Source organism: Streptomyces sp. SD31 (assembly GCF_052068475.1).
Taxonomy (GTDB): Bacteria; Actinomycetota; Actinomycetes; order Streptomycetales; family Streptomycetaceae; genus Streptomyces.
The window spans coordinates 144,722-162,243 of the sequence record NZ_JBQHCX010000009.1; the positions used below are offsets into that span (position 1 = coordinate 144,722).

14 protein-coding genes are annotated in these 17,522 nt (G+C 72.4%); 7 read left to right on the forward strand and 7 right to left on the reverse strand.

The genetic code is table 11. From position 1 onward, the window contains the following. Nucleotides 1-83: 83 nt before the first annotated feature. Nucleotides 84-713, reverse strand: a complete 630-nt coding sequence (locus ACTMVF_RS20745) for an RDD family protein (RefSeq protein ID WP_441272563.1) — start codon at nt 711-713, stop codon at nt 84-86. Nucleotides 714-988: 275 nt separating this feature from the next. On the opposite strand from ACTMVF_RS20745, the gene ACTMVF_RS20750 reads away from it, so the two are divergent. The 5 genes from ACTMVF_RS20750 (at nt 989) to ACTMVF_RS20770 (ending at nt 6,143) form a co-directional block, all read left to right on the forward strand. After that, entirely contained in the window at nt 989-1,846 is an 858-nt protein-coding gene (locus tag ACTMVF_RS20750; RefSeq protein ID WP_441272564.1) for a bifunctional methylenetetrahydrofolate dehydrogenase/methenyltetrahydrofolate cyclohydrolase, read from the forward strand. Further along, nucleotides 1,833-2,312, forward strand: coding sequence for a DUF3017 domain-containing protein (locus tag ACTMVF_RS20755; protein WP_441272565.1), 480 nt, complete (start codon nt 1,833-1,835; stop codon nt 2,310-2,312). Before ACTMVF_RS20750 ends, ACTMVF_RS20755 begins: the two co-directional genes overlap by 14 nt. A 148-nt stretch (nt 2,313-2,460) precedes the next feature. Continuing rightward, nucleotides 2,461-3,006 (forward strand): helix-turn-helix domain-containing protein, encoded by a 546-nt coding sequence (locus ACTMVF_RS20760; RefSeq protein ID WP_441272566.1) that lies wholly within the window; start codon nt 2,461-2,463, stop codon nt 3,004-3,006. A gap of 392 nt (nt 3,007-3,398) precedes the next feature. After that, nucleotides 3,399-4,607 (forward strand): DUF2690 domain-containing protein, encoded by a 1,209-nt coding sequence (locus ACTMVF_RS20765; protein ID WP_441272567.1) that lies wholly within the window; start codon nt 3,399-3,401, stop codon nt 4,605-4,607. 546 nt (nt 4,608-5,153) lie between these two features. Then, entirely contained in the window at nt 5,154-6,143 is a 990-nt protein-coding gene (locus tag ACTMVF_RS20770) for a malate dehydrogenase (RefSeq protein ID WP_441272568.1), read from the forward strand. Nucleotides 6,144-6,243: 100 nt separating this feature from the next. Here the strand turns inward: ACTMVF_RS20770 and ACTMVF_RS20775 are convergent, their stop codons facing one another. The 6 genes from ACTMVF_RS20775 to ACTMVF_RS20800 all read right to left on the reverse strand — a co-directional run bounded on the left by ACTMVF_RS20775 (nt 6,244) and on the right by ACTMVF_RS20800 (nt 15,145). Further along, the gene (locus ACTMVF_RS20775; protein ID WP_441272569.1) at nt 6,244-9,636 is read right to left on the reverse strand and encodes an SAV_2336 N-terminal domain-related protein; all 3,393 of its coding nucleotides are present in this window, start codon (nt 9,634-9,636) and stop codon (nt 6,244-6,246) included. Then, on the reverse strand, nt 9,633-10,583 hold the full coding sequence (locus ACTMVF_RS20780) for an AAA family ATPase (protein WP_441272570.1): 951 nt from the start codon (nt 10,581-10,583) through the stop codon (nt 9,633-9,635). The genes ACTMVF_RS20775 and ACTMVF_RS20780 overlap by 4 nt, the downstream gene beginning before the upstream one ends. After that, nucleotides 10,580-12,742 carry a VMAP-C domain-containing protein gene (locus ACTMVF_RS20785; protein WP_441272571.1) on the reverse strand — a complete coding sequence of 721 codons (2,163 nt, stop codon included), beginning with the start codon at nt 12,740-12,742 and terminating at the stop codon, nt 10,580-10,582. Before ACTMVF_RS20785 ends, ACTMVF_RS20780 begins: the two co-directional genes overlap by 4 nt. Before the next feature lie 2 nt (nt 12,743-12,744). After that, nucleotides 12,745-13,113, reverse strand: a complete 369-nt coding sequence (locus tag ACTMVF_RS20790; RefSeq protein WP_441272572.1) for a CU044_2847 family protein — start codon at nt 13,111-13,113, stop codon at nt 12,745-12,747. Nucleotides 13,114-13,201: 88 nt separating this feature from the next. Beyond that, a complete protein-coding gene (locus ACTMVF_RS20795) occupies nt 13,202-14,134 on the reverse strand; it encodes a GNAT family N-acetyltransferase (protein WP_441272573.1) in 933 nt (310 codons plus the stop codon). A 27-nt stretch (nt 14,135-14,161) separates the two neighbouring features. After that, on the reverse strand, nt 14,162-15,145 hold the full coding sequence (locus ACTMVF_RS20800; RefSeq protein ID WP_441272574.1) for a helix-turn-helix transcriptional regulator: 984 nt from the start codon (nt 15,143-15,145) through the stop codon (nt 14,162-14,164). A 79-nt stretch (nt 15,146-15,224) separates the two neighbouring features. Between ACTMVF_RS20800 and ACTMVF_RS20805 the strand changes: the two genes are divergently transcribed. Next, on the forward strand, nt 15,225-15,785 hold the full coding sequence (locus ACTMVF_RS20805; RefSeq protein ID WP_441272575.1) for a DinB family protein: 561 nt from the start codon (nt 15,225-15,227) through the stop codon (nt 15,783-15,785). Nucleotides 15,786-15,981: 196 nt separating this feature from the next. Beyond that, complete coding sequence (locus ACTMVF_RS20810; protein ID WP_441272576.1) at nt 15,982-17,508, forward strand: aldehyde dehydrogenase family protein; 1,527 nt, start codon at nt 15,982-15,984, stop codon at nt 17,506-17,508. Nucleotides 17,509-17,522 lie beyond the last annotated feature (14 nt).

Below are 17,522 nucleotides of genomic sequence, written 5' to 3' on the forward strand. Positions count from 1 at the left end.
ACGGGTGAGACACGGCCCTCGGCTGTTATTGGCGAGAAGACATCGCTCGCCGTCTCGTGCTCAGACGCTCAGGCGTCCACCGCTCACTGGTTGCGGATCACGATGGACCCGCACACCTTGTCGGCGAACGTCTGCCGCTTGGCGTCCCACGCCGGCCACAGCCAGCCGAGGTAGCACGCGATGCTGTCCAGGAAGTGGGCGAGCCGGCGCACGAACGCCATGCCGACGCCCAGGGGCTGGCCGGTCTCCTCCTTCACCAGGCGGATGCCGAGCGCCTTCTTGCCGAGGGTCTGGCCGGTGCGGCCCTCCATGATCAGCTGCCAGATCGCGAGGCCGAAGATGATGACGTAGCCGATGCCCACCACGGCGATGATGTCGTTGGCCGCACCGACGCCGATGAGGATGTAGGGCACCACGAACACGAGCATGTCGACCAGGGTGCCGAGGAAGCGCTGGCCCCAGTTCGCGTACGACGGCGGCATGCCGTAGCCCGGCTGCTGCGGGTAGCCGTAGCCCGGCGCCTGCGGGTAACCCGGCGCCTGCGGGTAGCCGGGCTGCTGCTGCGGGTAGCCGTAAGCCTGCTGCTGCGGCGGGACTCCCTGCGGGGCCTGCGGGTAGCCGTAGCCGGGCTGGGCCGGGGGCTGCTGGGGCGGGTAGCCCGGCTGCTGACCCTGCGGGGCCCCGTACGGGTTGTTCGGGTCGCCGAAGCTCATGGCGGTGTTTCCTCCGTTGTCGCGTTAGTGCGGGGACGACGCGGTGTGGTTCGGAGGAATGTTCAACGTGGATGCGGTCCGTCCCCCCGGCACTGCCCGCGGCACTGCGCCGTTCATCGTTCTTTAGGGCTGGCTTATTTGTCCAGCGGCATTCGCTATGTGTTGTGCAAGTGCAACATCACCGATCATGAGCGGATACGCGGCGGCTGGTGCTCCGGGGGCCCAGTGGCACCCGGATTGGAACCCCGAGGGCGTCATCCGCGAGGATGGGACCCATGACCGCCCAGATTCTCGATGGCAAGGCCACCGCAGCCGCGATCAAGTCCGATCTGACCGCCCGCGTGGCGGCGCTGAAGGAGAAGGGCATCACGCCCGGCCTCGGCACGATCCTGGTCGGGGACGACCCCGGCAGCCAGAAGTACGTCGCCGGCAAGCACCGCGACTGCGCCCAGGTGGGCATCGCCTCCATCCAGCGCGAGTTGCCGGCCACCGCGACGCAGGAGGAGATCGAGGCGGCCGTCCGCGAGCTGAACGAGGACCCGGCCTGCACCGGCTACATCGTCCAGCTGCCGCTGCCCAAGGGCATCGACGAGAACCGCATCCTGGAGCTGATGGACCCGGCCAAGGACGCCGACGGACTGCACCCGATGAACCTCGGCCGTCTGGTGCTCAACGAGCCCGCCCCGCTGCCCTGCACCCCGAACGGCGTCCTCACCCTCCTCCGCCAGTACGGCGTCGAGATCAAGGGCGCCGAAGTCGTGGTCGTCGGCCGCGGTGTGACCATCGGCCGGCCGATGCCGCTGCTGCTGACCCGGCGCAGCGAGAACGCGACCGTGACCCAGTGCCACACCGGCACACGGGACCTGGCCGCGCACCTGCGCCGCGCGGACATCATCGTCGCGGCCGCGGGCTCCGCCCACCTGGTCCGCCCCGAGGACGTGAAGCCGGGCGCCGCCGTCCTCGACGTCGGTGTCTCCCGCAACGCCGAGGGCAAGATCGTGGGCGACGTCCACCCCGGTGTCGCCGAGGTGGCCGGCTGGATCTCCCCGAACCCCGGTGGCGTGGGCCCGATGACCCGGGCACAGCTGCTGGTCAACGTGGTCGAGGCGGCGGAGCGCAGTGTCGTCGGCTGAGGGCGGCGCCGACAAGGCGGAGGAGATCGAGGTCCGGGACCCGGTGAGCGCGCCGGACGCCGACGGTGTGCCCCGGCGGACCACCCGACGCTTCCCGCTGTTCACCAGGGACACGGCACGCCCCGAGGGCGGCGGCCGCGCCGCGGCCGGTGACGCCCCGGCGCCCGCCCGGCAGTGGCCGGTCCTCCTGGTCATCGGCCTGGTCGGGGTGGGCCTGCTGATCACCGCGCTGGATGTGTTCCGGGCCGGCACGCTGGTGATCGGCGGTGCGCTGCTGACCGGCGCTGTGCTGCGCTGGCTCCTGCCGAGCGTCGGCATGCTCGCCGTGCGCTCGCGCTTCACGGACATAGTGACGTACGGCGTGCTGGGCCTCGTGATCGTGCTGCTGGCGTTGATGGCGCAGCCGGATCCGCTGCTGCAGGTCCCGTTCCTGAAGGACGCGCTGCACTTCACGGTGGAGAACTGAAGCGCGTGGAGAACTGAAGCACTTCGTACGACGGCGGCCCGTCCTCTCCCCCGGGGAAGGAGGGGCCGCCGTCGCTGTTCCGGGTCCGTCGGGAACCATGACGCCCCTCCGTGTCGTCACCCGATCGGATCTGGTTCGGAGGTGAGCGATGGGTGCCTGGCAGCCGCTGCCCGACGATCTGCCGCCGGAGGTGCGGCACTTCGTGGAGCAGTTGCGGCAGCTCAAGGACCGTACGGGCCTGAGCCTGGTCGCGCTGGGTGCGCGCACGGCGTACAGCAAGTCCTCCTGGCAGCGTTACCTCAACGCCACCCAGCCCCCGCCCCGGCAGGCGGTCGTCGCCCTGTGCCGGGTGGCAGGGGTCGGCAAGGAGGAGGCGGAGCGCTTCGGGGTGCGGTGGGAGCTGGCGGTGCAGGTGTGGCCGCGGGCTGTGGCGGTGCCGGTGAAGCCGGGGCAGCGGGAGCGCGGAGAGCAGGGAGAGCAGCGGGAGCAGGGGGAGCAGGGGGAGCAGCGGGAGCAGGGGGAGCGCGGGGAGTACGAGGAGTGCGAGGCGTACGAGGACGATCCCACCCTTCCGTGGTGGGACGCGCCGCCGAAGGAGCCGGAGGGCCCGTCCCGTCGGTTGCTGGTTGTGGCCGTCGTACTCGTCGTGGTGCTGGTGCTGACGGCGGTGATCGGGGCGCTTGCGCTGGGTTGAGTTCGATGGGGCTGCGGGTGCCGGACTTGTCTGAATGCTTCGTATGTTTCGCAGGTGGTCATTTATGTGCGTTCCATGTGGCGATGTGTTGACAAGTTCGCGCATTTGCAACGAAGCCGTTCAACTACCGGGCTAGCGTGGTCGATTGGGACGGCCCGGGGCGTCCTGAGTCATCTGCAAGGGCTTACTGCCAGGGTTGTGTCCGCTGGAGTCGTGATCCGGTGGAACACTGGGCGCGGTCCCAATGCTCCCGTGCGCCCCCATCCCGGGAACTGAGATCCTTGTCCGGCGCATCCCTGTGGGTAGCCAGAACGGGGACTCGGCAGAGGGCACCACGCGCGGGGGAAACGCGAGAAACACCAGCACCAACCGGGGGGAAGAGGGGGGAAGCAATGCCTCGTTGGAGGGCCTTGCCGGATGAACTCGATCCGCAGGTCAGGGAGTTCGCGAGCCAGCTGCGCAGGCTCGTGGACCGCAGTGGTCTGAGCATCGCGGCGCTGGCCGACCGCACGGGATACAGCAAGACGTCCTGGGAGCGGTATCTGAACGGGCGGCTGCTCGCGCCGAAGGGCGCGATCGTGGCGCTCGCCGAGGTCACGGGTACCAATCCCGTTCACCTGACGACGATGTGGGAGCTCGCCGAACGGGCGTGGAGCCGTTCGGAGATGCGCCACGACATGACCATGGAGGCGATCCGGATCTCCCAGGCGCGCGCCGCGCTGAGCGAGTTCGGGGCGCCGCCGGCGAACGCCAAGGGGAGTGCGAAGGCGGCCAAGACCGCCCGCAAGAGCGGGAGCGCGACGGCGACGCCCGGGGTGGCGGGACCGGCGGGCGTGGCACCGACCGTGCCGCCCACGGTGCCGGCCCAGCCCACGGCGCCGGAGGTACGGGACTCGGCGGTGCGCGACGGCGCCTCCTCCGGGGGCAACTCCTGGGGTGTGGCGGGGTATCGGGGTCCGTCGCCGACGGGTGGCCGTACGGCGGGGGAGGCGCCGTCGGAAACGGCGGGTGCGTCCGGGGCGGTGCCGGGTCCGGCGGGTGCGCCGAGTCCGTACGGCGAGCCTCCGCAGAGACCTCGGCCGGCGGGTGGATCCGCCGGCGGCGGTGGCGGCAAGCGGCGGCTGACGATGTTCCTCGCGGGCGTCGTCGGTGTGCTGGTCGTGATCGCGGCGGTGTTCTACCTCACCGACCCCGGCAGCGGGGACAAGAACGAGGGCGCGGCCAAGTCGCCCTCGCCGACCGCGACGACCGATCCCGATCTGCCGGCCGGGGTGAAGTGCAGCGGTGACTCCTGCACCGGCAAGGACGCGGAGAGCATGGGCTGCAGCGGCGACCTGGTGACGACCGCCAAGACGGCGACCGTCGGCACGGCCGTGGTCGAGGTGCGCTACAGCGAGACCTGCGGTGCGGCATGGGGGCGTATCACGCAGGCCGCGCAGGGGGACGAGGTGGCGGTGACGGTCGGCAAGACGAAGCAGACCGGATCGATCACCCTCGCCGGGGACACGATCGCGTACACGCCGATGGTGGCCGTGAAGGACGCGGGCGAGGCAACGGCCTGCGTGACGCTGGCCGCTGGGCAGGAGGGGTGCACGCAGTAGCGGGCGCCGGGCTGAGGTCCGGGTTCTTCGCCCCCGCCGCCCCTACCCGTCCCGTCCTTGGGGGCTGCCGCCCCCAGACCCCCGCTTCGGCCCTGAACGGGCCTCGTCCTCAAGCGCCGGACGGGCTGAAACAGCCCCTCCGGCGTTTGAGGAGCGGGGTCGAAGGGGCGGAGCCCCTTCAGGATGGGACGGGTAGGGGCGGCGGGGGCGAGAAAAAGAATTCGGTGGGGCAGGAATGGCCGTCGGCAAAGTGGGAACGCGCACCGTACCCCCACGGGAGTCCGGCAACCGGTACCCCCACCAGGCGGCCGCCCAGGTTCCACCTCTCCCGGACCGGGCGGCCGCCCCCTTTTGCCGTAAGGGACCGTCCCTTTGCCCCAGTCATGGTCATTCTGTGGGGCGGGCCACACGGACCCGGCCGTGCGAGATCCCGGATGCGCGATAGCCTGACGGGTGGATCTCTTGACGCCAAGAGATCGATCATCTCTACGTCCCGCACCCCGGGGCAGGGATGCCCTCACCGCCAGCTGTCATACGGAGAACGCCATGACCCGCACTCCCGTGAACGTCACCGTGACCGGCGCGGCCGGCCAGATCGGTTACGCCCTGCTCTTCCGCATCGCCTCCGGCCAGCTGCTCGGCGCGGACGTGCCGGTCAAGCTGCGCCTCCTGGAGATCACGCCCGCGCTCAAGGCCGCCGAGGGCACCGCCATGGAGCTCGACGACTGCGCGTTCCCGCTCCTGCAGGGCATCGACATCTCGGACGACCCGAACGTTGCCTTCGACGGCGCCAACGTCGCGCTGCTCGTCGGCGCCCGCCCCCGCACCAAGGGCATGGAGCGCGGTGACCTCCTGGAGGCCAACGGCGGCATCTTCAAGCCGCAGGGCCAGGCCATCAACGCCCACGCCGCGGACGACATCAAGGTCCTGGTCGTCGGCAACCCGGCCAACACCAACGCGCTCATCGCGCAGGCCGCCGCGCCCGACGTACCGGCCGAGCGGTTCACCGCGATGACCCGCCTCGACCACAACCGCGCGCTGACCCAGCTCGCGAAGAAGACGGGCTCGACGGTCGCCGACATCAAGCGGCTCACCATCTGGGGCAACCACTCGGCCACCCAGTACCCGGACATCTTCCACGCCACCATCGCTGGCAAGAACGCCGCCGAGGTCGTGAGCGACGAGAAGTGGCTCGCCGAGGACTTCATCCCGACCGTCGCCAAGCGCGGCGCGGCGATCATCGAGGCCCGTGGCGCCTCCTCGGCCGCCTCCGCCGCCAACGCCGCCATCGACCACGTCCACACCTGGGTCAACGGCACGGCCGACGGCGACTGGGTCTCCATGGGTATTCCGTCCGACGGTTCCTACGGCGTTCCCGAGGGGCTCATCTCCTCCTTCCCCGTCACCACCAAGGACGGCAAGTACGAGATCGTCCAGGGCCTGGAGATCAACGAGTTCTCCCGCACCCGTATCGACGCCTCCGTCAAGGAGCTCGAGGAGGAGCGCGACGCGGTCCGCTCCCTCGGCCTGATCTGAGCCGACCCGCACCTGTGATCCCCGGGCCGCGCGGCAGCGGCCCGGGGATCAGTGCGTTCACCCGCACCCGCACCCGCAGCCACCCGCCCAGCCGCTCTGCTCAGCCCGCCACGACCAGTGCCGCCAGGTCCAGAAACGCGTTCAGCGCCGGTGCCCGCAACTGGTCCAACTGCCGGAAGCCCGGCGACCACAGCGACCGGTCGTAAGGCACGGCGACCACCTGGTCGGCACCGATGTCGAAACGGGCGGGAAGGTCGTCCGGCACGGCACGCCCCGTACGTTGCTCGGCCTCGGTCACCACGACGATCGCCCGGTCCGCCAACTGCCGGTGCCCGTCGACGCGCAGCCGGTCCAGCACCCGCCACGCGGCGTCGAGATACCAGCCCGAGTTGCCGCAGCACAGGATCAGCCGGTCGGTCAGATCGAGGACGGCGTCGGCCGACCGGTCCAGGCGCTGCGGGGCCCAGTCGGTGAGGACGAACGAGTAGTAGGGCGCGGTCCTCGCCAGTACGTGCGGATAGGCCTGGGCGTGTATGAGGTTCGGGGGGACATGGCCCCCGGGGTGCGCGGCGACTTCCAGCCCCGACGGCAGCCGGGTGGTGCGGGCGCGGACCTCCTGGTACGTCGGATCGGCCGGCAGGTCGGCCAGGTCGCGCACGGTGGCCGGGTTCCGGTCGGTGAGGAAGGCGTCGAGTGCCCCCTCGTCGTCCGCTCCGTCGAGGGCCAGGACGGGCTCGCTCCGGACGGCGGCGAGCAGCGAGCCCAGCACCATCGTCGTGGTGGCCCGCCCGCTGTAGACCCGGCCGCCGTGGTGGTAGGCGCCGATCAGGGTGATGCGCCGGGCGTGGCGCAGTGGTGTCCGCAGCCGTTCCAGCCGGACCTGCCGTTCGCGGCGGGCGACGCCGAAGCGGGGCGGGCGCAGGGGCAGGGAGCGGGGGTCCGAGGGCACGGCGGCGGCCGGTGGCAGGTCGAGCGGCACGCGCGACGACGGCCGGGTGCGGGCCTGGGGCTGGGCCGGGGACGTCGGAGTGCCGGTGCGTTCGGCGCGGGACTGGGCGATGTACTTCGCCAGGACGTCCGCGACCTCGCCCGCCGTGGGGCGCTCGGCCGGATCGGGGCCCAGGCAGCGCAGCACGATCTGCCGCAGCCGCGCCCAGGTGTCCCCCTGCCACAGGTGCATGCCCTCGGGATGGCCGGGGACCCGCCAGTGCAGTTCCCGGCCCGCCTTGCTGCTGACCAGCTGGAGCAGGTCGCCCAGCGCGCGCACATTGTCCTCGGGGGTCGGCGCCGGGCCCATACCGGCGTACTGGCCGTCCAGGGCGCAGTCGGACAGGTCGGCGAGGACCACCGAGCGCCGCAGCACGAAGATGTTCTCGGCACTGAGGTCCGAGGGCACGATCCCGTGGAGATGGCACAGGGCCAGGGCGCTCGCCAGATGCCAGCCGACGAGCAGCCCGGTGAGCTTGTCGAAGGGGGCGCCACCCGTCGCGTGGGCCTGGTTGAAGAGCTCCGCCAGACGGGGCGGGGCGGGTGCCGGGCCGTCCTCGATCGGCGCCGATGCCACCCAGACCGGCGTACGCCCGAGTCCGCTGCCGAGCAGGGCGGGCGCGTACTGTCCGCCCAGCCGACGCAACGCCTCCACCTCCACCGCGATCAACTCGGCACGGTCGGCGGAGACATCGGGGCGCGGAGTCCGCACCATGGCTCTGGTGCGGTTGACCTCGTCGACGCCGTCGTACTCCACCACCCACCGCAGGCGCCGTCGGCCGCGCAGCCAGTAGGGGCCCAGCTGCCGCGGGTCGTCGTCCGTCAGACGCCCCCAGCCGTCGCCCGACGTGGCGCTCTGCTCGCGCAGGCCCCGCTCCAGCCCGTGCACCCCGGAGTCGAACGACACCCCGAACCGTGCCAGCAGCTTGCGCTCCACGCTCGTGAACGGCCGGTGCGAGCCGGGGAGCCGGGCGGAGCCGTCCGGGTGGGCGAGCCAGGCCGGGAAGTCGGGGGAGTTGCCCGCGAGTTGTTCGAGACGCAGTCCGATCGTGCGGCTGGTCCTGAGGAGTTCGGCCTGCGGTACGGCGTCGAGGAGCACCGACCTCGACGTGTCGGAGAAGTCGAACACCTGGTGCTTGGCGGGCAGCGGCCCCGGCACGGGCGCGGGGTGCGGCCGCATGAGCCCACCGAGGAAGACCTCCGCGAGATGGGAGGTCCGCGCCTGCCACGGAACCGCCGTCTGGACGAGCCGCATCACCGGCACCGTGAGCGGTGACACGGCCGCCAGGTGGGCGGCGAGCCGGTATGCCTCCGGGGTGGCCGCGTCCCGGAAGTGCTGGGCGCCGCTCGGGCCCCGGGGCGTGGGGGCCGGGCCGGACGGGCGCGGCCGGGTCAGCAGCGGCAGCCGTACCGTGGCGCCCGGCGAAGCGAGCAGGTGGGCCCAGTTCCGCAGGGCGGCGGCCGTCGGCTCCAGGACCGGCACCGGCACACCGTCGAAGGTGGCCAGGCCGGGCGGCAGTACCGGGTCGGCGATCTCCCAGGACGTGTTGGCGCCGCCGATCCGCCGGGTGGTGGCCTGCCAGCGTTCCGCGTGGATGCCGGAGCCTTCCCACAGGTCGGGCGGCAGGGTGTGCAGCAGGGCGGTGGGGCCGCGGGAGGCCCAGGTGGACAGCAGGCCGTGCAGGACGCCACTGCGCCAGGCGGCGCCCATGCCGTCACTGATGACGAGGACCAGGGTGCGGCCCGACGGGTCGCCCACCGTGCTCAGCGGTACGGGGGCGCTGTCGGGCCGGAACGGGCGGGTGCGCAGCCGGGGTTCGTCGGCGCCGCGGGTGTCGAGGCCGAGGACGCGGGTGGTGGCGAAGGCGCCCAGGCGTTCGAGCAGGGTGCGCAGTTCGGCGGCGAGGCGGTGCCACAGCAGCATTGACAGGCCGTCGTCGACGAGCAGGACCAGATGGAGCCAGCGCTCCTGCACGGGCCGCTGCACCACGTCGGGCAGCCGGGTCTCGGCGAGTTCGGCGGCGGTGCGCTCCTCGTCGATCTCCAAACGGTGCGGGCTGGCCAGGCGGCGCCGCAACGGCCGTAGCGCGCGCCCCAGTTCGAGCTCGCCCGCGAGGGCCTTGTCCTCGGGGATCCGGACGGGCAGCGCCTTGTCCGGCTCGGGGCCCTGGCGCAGCCGTATCTCGGGAACCGGCGCGGATTCGGGCTCCTGACGGGCGTCCGAGTACAGCGGGTGCGAGGTCAGGTCGGGCAGGTCCGGGTCGTCGGGCCGGGGCGCTTTCGCGGGGTGCTCCGGGCCGGGCTCCTCCGGCTCGGTAGCGGCCGGCTCCGCGGGCGGCGCCGGGGCCGTGCGCGCGAGGCGGGCGAGGGGCGCCTCCGGTCCGCCGGGCACCCGCCGGGCCAGCCACAGCACGTCGAGCACCTGATCGGCGTCCAGCTCGTGTCCGGAAGCCGTCAGCACCCGCAATAGCTCGCCGAGCCGCCCCCCTGCGCCGGCCTCGGTCACAGCGCCCCGGTGAGCTGGTGCAGTACGGCGTCCAGCAGCTCTTCCGCGTTGAGGTTCACCCCGCCGTTGCGCAGGAACACGGCGTTGAGCAGCTGGTCCGTGGCGAGTTCGCCGGGGGCGCGGCGACGCAGGAACGTCTCGATCAGGTCGTCCGCGTCGCGCAGGGCCTCCTCGCCCAGGTGGGCGGTGACGATGGCGCGCAGCCGGGCCTCGTCCGGTATGGGCAGGGCGAGGCGGACGCAGCGGCGCAGGAAGGCGGGCGGGAACTCGCGTTCGCCGTTGCTGGTGATGACGACGACCGGGAACTCGGCGCACTGGACCCGTCCTTGATGAACCGTCACCGTGCCGCGATGGTCGGCGGTCTGCACCTCCACGTCCGCCATGTCCTCGGGGAGCCGGGTCAGTTCCGGGATGTCGAAGTAGCCCTCCTCGAAGACGGTGAGCAGGTCGTTGGGCAGGTCGACGTCGCCCTTGTCCATCTCGTCGATGAGCAGCGCACGCGGTGTCGGCGACGGCACCAGGGCCGTGCCCAGCGGGCCGAGCCGGATGAACGTCCCGATCGACGGCTCGCGTTCGCCCCGGTCGCGGCTCAGCGTCGTCTCGCGCAGCCGGCCGATCGCGTCGTACTGGTACAGCGCCTCCCGCACGGTCGACCGGCTGTTGATGGACCAGCGCAGCAGCTCGCCCAGCCGCAGCTCGTGCGCGACGGCCCGGGCGAGCGACGACTTGCCGGTGCCGGCCGGACCGGTGACCAGCAGCGGGCGGCGCAGATGCAGGGCGGCGTTGACGACGTCGGCATGCTCCGGCTGGATCAGATAGGGCAGTTCGGGGCGGACGGCCGGCGTCGGACTGAAACGGCGCCACGGCGGGGCCGGGGGCAGCGTCACATGGCGCGGGAGTCCGTCGCCGCGGAAGAGGCGCCAGTCGGCCTCGGAAGGGGACGTCATGCGCTCTCCTGTGGGTCGGTCAGTTGCAGTCGGGGCACCGTGCGGTCGGCGTCCGCCCAGGCGAGGACCGGGCGGCCGGGGAACTCGGGGGCGCGGGTCCCGCGGGCGTTGGCCCGGTAGACCCGCACCCCGTCGGGCAGTTCACGGGTGGCGAGTTCCGCCATGTGCTTGGCGGCGTGCGAGGGCGTGTCCTGGCCGCGGTCCCACACCACCACCGGTATGCCCACGGCGAGGCAGATCTGAACGATCCGGTCGCGCGGGCCCGGCGGCACGTCGACGGAGACCCGGACCGTGTCGAGCCGGCCCATCAGTTCGTAGTACACCTGGTGCGGGTCCTGGCCCGGGTCCGACACGACCAGCGTCTGACCGGAGTCGAGCTGTCTCCACCGCTCCCGCCAGTCGGGAAGGAAACGCTCGTGCCGGCGCAGGAGTTCCGGACAGTGCACGACCAGCGGGAACTCCGCGCCCAGCATGCCCGGGATGATCTCGCCGGGCGCCTGGGCCGCCCATTCGTCGACCGGCAGGTTCAGGTTGTCGCTGTCCACGAGCACCTCCACCAGGGGCCGCCCGCCGTCCGCGGCCGAAGGCGTGAGGGACTCCAGGACGCGCAGCAGTTCGCGCGCCGCTTCGGACGCCGAGTACGCGGCGGAGCTGTCGGCCGACACCTGCCGGGGCCCGGAGCCCTCGTCGCACCAGATGCGCAGCCGGTGCCGGCCCCGGGCGGCCTGGGTCACCTGGACCAGGACCCGCACCCGTCCGGTCCTCGCGCGCACCATGCGGGCCCAGTCCTCGGCGTCCGAGCGCCGCTCCCGCAGTGCCGCGGCGGGGATGCCGAGCCGCACCGCCACGCTGTCCGACCACAGCCGCAGCACCCCCTTCTGAGGCGCCGGGCACAGCACGGCGACGTACTCGACGACCCGCAGCAGCGCCGGCACCCGGGGCCCGCCGCCGTCGGAGTGGCCGTCGCCCGCCAGCCTCTCCAGGCTGAGCAGCTGGGCGTCCGGCGTGTCCCCGTCGGACCGGACGTCGACCCGCTTCGCGGCCTCGCGCACCACCTCGGGGAGCCGCCCGAGCACCGGCCGGTCCACCTTGCGCAGCAGCTGGTGCAGTTGCTGGTGTTCGCGCGGCGAGAGCAGCAGCGCGGACTCGAAGAACTGTCCCGCGGCCAGTACGCGGTCGGCCGCCGCGGGATTCGTGGGCCGCAGGATCTGGGTGAGCGCCGCCACCGCCTGCGGATGGCTGACCAGGAAGGCCGCGAACTCCTCCACCGACGGCGGGGCCACGGCGCTGCCCGGCTCGCGGCCGCACTCGACCGCCAGCTTGCGGGCGGTGTCGCCGAAGGAGTACGACGACGTCGGCAGGGCGTACCTGATCGTCTCCACGAGTTTGACGAAGGGAGGATCGCCGGGGTCGTAGGACTGCCCGGCCTCGGTGTCCTCGTCGGCCGGCGCCACCCCCAGATTCCGCAGCTCGGTCTCGACCCGCTGCCAGGGGATGCCCCAGCTGCGCCGGATCATGTGCTGCGGGCCGGGCGGTGCGTCGCACGACGGCATGAAGTGCGCGGCGACGAGTCCTACGACGGCCCCGTCCTCCTCGGACCACAGCGGGCCGCCGCTGTAGCCGTGGTCGACCGCCATGCCCGTGCTCTTGCCGTCGAGATAGCCGATTCCGTCGTCGAGGGCGGCGACCTCCAGATCGGCGAAGGTCGCGCTGTACCCGCTGCCGTGCCAGGCGCGCACCCGCCGGCCGGGCACCATGCCCATGCAACGGTCGGGCGCGGGCACGCCGCGTGGCGGAGCGTCGATCCGCAGGACCGCGAGATCGCCGAGCCACTCCAGGTCGCCGTCCCGCACGGCCTGCCCGTCGCGGGTGCGCGGGGGGATCCAGTGCGCCACCCTCGCTGGATACCGCTCGGTCTTCCGCGCCCCCTTGACTTCGACGTTCACTTCGACGAACAGCTCGTCAAGGCCGGGCGGCCGGGGGTCGAACTGCGCCCGGCCCAGGGCGTCGTTGACGACATGCGCACAGGTCAGCACCGTGTCGGTGCCGAGCACGACCGCCGCGCCCGCCGTCTTGCCGTCGGCCGTCCGGCGCACGGACACGGCACTCGGCCGCCACTTCTCGCCGGGTGCCGCGCTGATCTCCTTGAACCAGCCCACGGCTACTCCGGACCGGCCGCCGGCTTCCAACTGGCGGTGACGGTGAGGTGCGCCTGCCCGTTGCCGCCGACGATTCCGAGCTTGAGGTCCTGCCCGACCTGCACACCGAAGGTCACACTGAGCTCGCTGGGCGGCTCCGGTACGTCCTTCACGGCGGCGTGCACCTCTTGCAGGAGGGGCCCGAGCGGCTTCAGAGCGCCGCGCAGGGCACCGGTCGCGAAGTTGGCGACGGCCCGGCCGCCGGTGGCGACGGGGACGGCTCTGCCCATGCCTTCGGGGAGGTCGTCGCCGCGCGCGGGTGCGGGTGCGGGGGCGAGCAGGAACCTTACGGGCGTACCGTCGTCGAACTCTGATTCCAGAATGGTGGACACGACAATAGTGTGGCTCAAGTCGCCTGATCGGACAGTGAGTTCACCACTCCCGATCGCCTCGCAGCGGGGGCGGACCGGCAAAGTGCGGTCAGGCGCTCGGCGACAGCCGCTTCTCGAACCAGTGGCTCGCGTAGACGTTGTCGCCGTAGGCCGGGATGTCCGTGTATCCGCACGCCCGGTACATCGCCCGCGCCTCGGTGAGCGCGGCATGCGTGTCGAGGCGTACGACGGTCAAGTGCCGGGCGCCGGCCTCCTGTTCGAGGGCGTCGAGGAGCCGGCGGGCGAGGCCGAGGCGGCGGGCGTCGGGGTGCACCCAGAGGTGGCGGATCTCGCCGACGCCGGGCTCCAGTCGGCGTAGCGCCCCGCAGCCCACGGGGCGGCCCTCCTCGTAGGCCACGAAGAACGCGCCGGCGTCGCCGGACACCTCCTGCGGCCGGACGAGGGAGTCCTTGTCGAACCCTTCGGGGAACCGCTCGTCGATGTCGTCGGCGTAGGCGTCCAGACAGGCCCGGGCGTCCGGTGCGGCGCCGTCGACGAGGTCGACCGTGATGGCCGCGAGGCGCAGCAGGCGCTGTGCGGTGGCCATCGCCTCGGTCAGTTCGGCGCGCTGCGGTGCGCTGAGGCCTTCGAGGAGCCCGGCGGCGGCCGCGTACGCGCGCCGGTTCTGCTCCTTCACCTCCACCCGCCCGGCCGGGGTCAGCTCGATCATCCGCAGCCGGTTGTCCTGCGGGTGCGCACTCAGCCGGACCATGCCCTGCGACTCCAGCGCCTTGGCCATCCGGCTCAGATACCCGGCGTCCAGGCCGAGCCGGCTCCTGAGCTCACGCAGGGACGCGCCGTCCGGGGACTCGGAGATCTCGAACAGCAGCCGGGCCTCGCCGAGCGGGCGGTCCTGGCCGAGGTAGTGGTCGTCCAGGACGCCGATACGGCGCGTGAAATAGCGGTTGAAGCGGCGGAGGGCGGTCACATCCCGCGCCGGGACCGGCTCCGTGTCGCTCACTGGATTCCTCCCTGGCTCCATGCTTCCTGGCTCCACACTTCTTTGACTTTAGTCAAAGGTTGCGTCGGGGGCCATGCCTTCGGCTGCCTCCATGAGGCGTCGGCCGAGCGCGCGGGCCGCCTCCCGCAGCTCCGGTGACCCGACGATGCGGAACGGGGCCCGGATCGCCGTGAGCTGCTCGGCGTACCATTCCGGTTCGTCGGTGGTGGCGAGCAGGCGTGTGGTGCCGTCGTCGATCGGCTCGGGGTGGCCGAGGCTGCGGGGGAGCCAGGCGGCCACGAGCGAGGCGGGCGCCTCGATCACGATCTCCACCTCATGGGTCCAGCCCTGGGAGAGGTGCTCCTCAAGGGTCTCGACGGGGCGAGGATTCGTCGGCGGCTCGAAGGTGTCGGGGAGTGCCGTCACGGTGGTGACCCGGTCCACGCGCAGGGCGCGGCGGGCGTCGCGCGTGTGTGACCAGCAGAGCAGATACCAGCGGCCGTGGTGGACGACGACCGCCCATGGATCGACCTCCATGGTGCGCTCGCCGCGCGAGCCCAGCCGGTAGCCGAGGCGCAGACGGTGGTGTGCGGCCGCGGCCTGGACGAGAGCGGCGGTGATGTCGGGGTCGGGGCGCGAGGCGGCGCCGGGGCCGCCCCGGGCGCTGACCCTGCGGACCGCCTCGGCCGGGTGTGCCACCGGTTCGGGCAGGGCGCGCAGGAGCTTGCCGAGCGCGCTGCCCACCGGTCCGGCCGGGTCGGCCGCGTCGTGGTGGCCGTCCAGTGCGGCCATGACCAGGCCGAGCGCCTCGGTCGGCGTGAACATCAGCGGCGGCAGGCGCAGACCCCGGCCGAGGCGGTAGCCGCCGTACGGGCCCCGGGTGGACTCGACCGGGATGCCGGCCTCGCGCAGGATGCCGATGTAGCGCCGGGCGGCGCGTTCGGAGACGCCGAGGCGGGCGGCCATGCGGTCGGCGGTGATGCCGGGGTTGTTCTGGAGGACTTCGAGGAGCAGGAGGGCGCGGGCGGTGGGGCTTGCGTCGTGCCGGGTCATGGGCGCTCCCTGCGACTGCCTGACATTCCGAAAGCATTCCGGAAGTGAATCGACCGGAATGGACCGTAGCGTGCCCGTCATGACGTACGACACCGAACGGCCGGTCCTCATCGAGCCGCCCGTCGCCGGCTCCGAGGTCGACACCCTGATCGGCTCCCTGGAGCGGCAGCGCCGGACCTTCGCCTGGAAGTGCGAGGGGCTGGACGCGGCCGGCCTGGGTGCCCGGCTCGCGCCCTCCGCCCTCACCCTGGGCGGGCTGCTCAAGCATCTGGCCCTCGTCGAGGACGAGTACCTCACCCGGCGCCTGCTCGGAGTGGAGCTGCCCGCGCCGTGGGACGCGGTGGACTGGGACGCCGACCCCGACTGGGAGTGGCGGTCGGCGGGGCGGGACAAGCCCGAGCAGCTGTACGCGCTGTGGGAGAAGGTGGTGGCCCGTTCCCGGGCGAACCTGCGGCGGGTGCTGTCCGAGGGCGGCGTGGACCAGCCGGTCCGCCACACCTGGCCCGACGGCCGGACGCCCAGCGTGCGGCGCGTCCTGATCGACCTCGTCGAGGAGTACGCCCGCCATGTCGGGCAGGCCGACATGATCCGCGAGTCGATCGACGGCCGGGTGGGGGAGGACCCGCCGGCCGACTTCTGAACCGCCTTGCGCACCCCCTCCGGCACCCCCTTCGGCGTCCTTTTTGTTCCTGTTTGCCCGCATGTTCAGTGACACAGCACACTTTCGGCCATCGATCGCGCATGCAATGCGAACGCCAGGGCAGGTGCTGACGGTCCTCGTGAGTGACACCTGTGTGACTCAGGGCACCGAACAGGAACGGAAGGCAACCCCGATCATGACCGGACAGCAGGCGCGACAGGCGCGACAGACGATTCACGCGGGCGGCGAGTGGCGCGAAGCCGTCACCGGCGCGACGCGCGAGATCCTCGACCCCGCGGACGCCCTGCCCTTCGCCGTGGTCGCGGAGGGTGACGAGAAGGACACCGACCTGGCCGTGGCGGCCGCCCACCGTGCCTTCGACGGCGGCCAGGGGGAGTGGCCCCGCACCTCCGTCGCCGAGCGTGCCGCCCTGCTGCGCCGCGTCGCCGACCTGCTGGTGCGCGACCGTGAGGGGCTCGGCCTGCTGGAGAGCCGCGACGCCGGGAAGACCCTCGAAGAGGGCCGGGTCGACATCGACTGCGTCGCCGACGCCTTCCGCTACTTCGCCGACCTCGTCGCCGCCGAGGCGCCGGGCCGGGTCGTCGACGCGGGTTCGCCCGACATCCACAGCGTCGTCGTCCATGAGCCGGTCGGCGTGTGCGCGCTGATCACGCCCTGGAACTACCCCCTACTCCAGGCCAGTTGGAAGATCGCGCCCGCACTCGCGGCCGGCAACACCTTCGTCGTCAAGCCGAGCGAGATCACGCCGCTGACGACGATCGCCCTGATCGAGCTGCTGATCGAGGCAGGCCTGCCGGCCGGCGTCGCCAACATCGTCACCGGGCCCGGCCACACCGTCGGCGCCCGGCTCGCCGAGCACCCCGACGTCGACCTCGTCTCCTTCACCGGCGGCCTGGTCAGCGGCACCAAGGTCGCCCAGGCCGCCGCGCCCAGCGTCAAGAAGGTCGCCCTCGAACTCGGCGGCAAGAACCCCAACGTCGTCTTCGCCGACGCCTGCGCCACCGACGAGGCCTTCGACACCGCCGTCGACCAGGCCCTCAACGCCGCGTTCATCCACAGCGGCCAGGTCTGCTCGGCGGGCGGCCGCCTCATCGTCGAGGAGTCGGTCCGGGACCGTTTCGTGGCCGAACTCGCCCGCAGGGCAGACAAGATCCGGCTCGGCCGCGGCACCGCCGACGGCGTCGAGTGCGGACCGCTCGTCTCCGAGCAGCAGCGCGCGAAGGTCGAGGCGTACGTCGACTCCGCGCTCAAGGAGGGCGCGGTGCTGCGCTCCGGCGGCAAGCGCCCCGAGCCGTCGCCCGAGCGACCGGAGAACGGCTACTTCTACGAGCCGACCGTCCTCGACCACTGCCACCGCGAGATGCGCGTCGTACGCGAGGAGGTCTTCGGCCCGGTCCTCACCGTGGAGACCTTCCGCACCGAGGACGAGGCGATCGCCCTCGCCAACGACACCGAGTACGGCCTCGCGGGCGCCGTGTGGACCGCCGACGCGGGGCGGGCGCGCCGGGTCGCGGGCCGGCTACGGCACGGCACCGTCTGGATCAACGACTTCCACCCCTACCTCCCGCAGGCGGAGTGGGGCGGCTTCGGCAAGAGCGGAGTGGGCCGTGAGCTCGGCCCCGCCGGACTCGCCGAGTACCGCGAGAGCAAGCACGTGTACCAGAACCTGGCGCCGAAGCCGGTTCGCTGGTTCTCAGGCTGACCTTCCGGCCCTCT

Coding starts and splice junctions, on each gene's coding strand:
- ACTMVF_RS20805 (WP_441272575.1), top strand. CDS start 15,225: ATGACGTACGACACCGAACGGCCGGTCCTCATCGAGCCGCCCGTCGCC.
- ACTMVF_RS20795 (WP_441272573.1), bottom strand. CDS start 14,134: ATGGAGCCAGGGAGGAATCCAGTGAGCGACACGGAGCCGGTCCCGGCG.
- ACTMVF_RS20745 (WP_441272563.1), bottom strand. CDS start 713: ATGAGCTTCGGCGACCCGAACAACCCGTACGGGGCCCCGCAGGGTCAG.
- ACTMVF_RS20800 (WP_441272574.1), bottom strand. CDS start 15,145: ATGACCCGGCACGACGCAAGCCCCACCGCCCGCGCCCTCCTGCTCCTC.
- ACTMVF_RS20810 (WP_441272576.1), top strand. CDS start 15,982: ATGACCGGACAGCAGGCGCGACAGGCGCGACAGACGATTCACGCGGGC.
- ACTMVF_RS20770 (WP_441272568.1), top strand. CDS start 5,154: ATGACCCGCACTCCCGTGAACGTCACCGTGACCGGCGCGGCCGGCCAG.
- ACTMVF_RS20760 (WP_441272566.1), top strand. CDS start 2,461: ATGGGTGCCTGGCAGCCGCTGCCCGACGATCTGCCGCCGGAGGTGCGG.
- ACTMVF_RS20780 (WP_441272570.1), bottom strand. CDS start 10,583: ATGACGTCCCCTTCCGAGGCCGACTGGCGCCTCTTCCGCGGCGACGGA.
- ACTMVF_RS20750 (WP_441272564.1), top strand. CDS start 989: ATGACCGCCCAGATTCTCGATGGCAAGGCCACCGCAGCCGCGATCAAG.
- ACTMVF_RS20765 (WP_441272567.1), top strand. CDS start 3,399: ATGCCTCGTTGGAGGGCCTTGCCGGATGAACTCGATCCGCAGGTCAGG.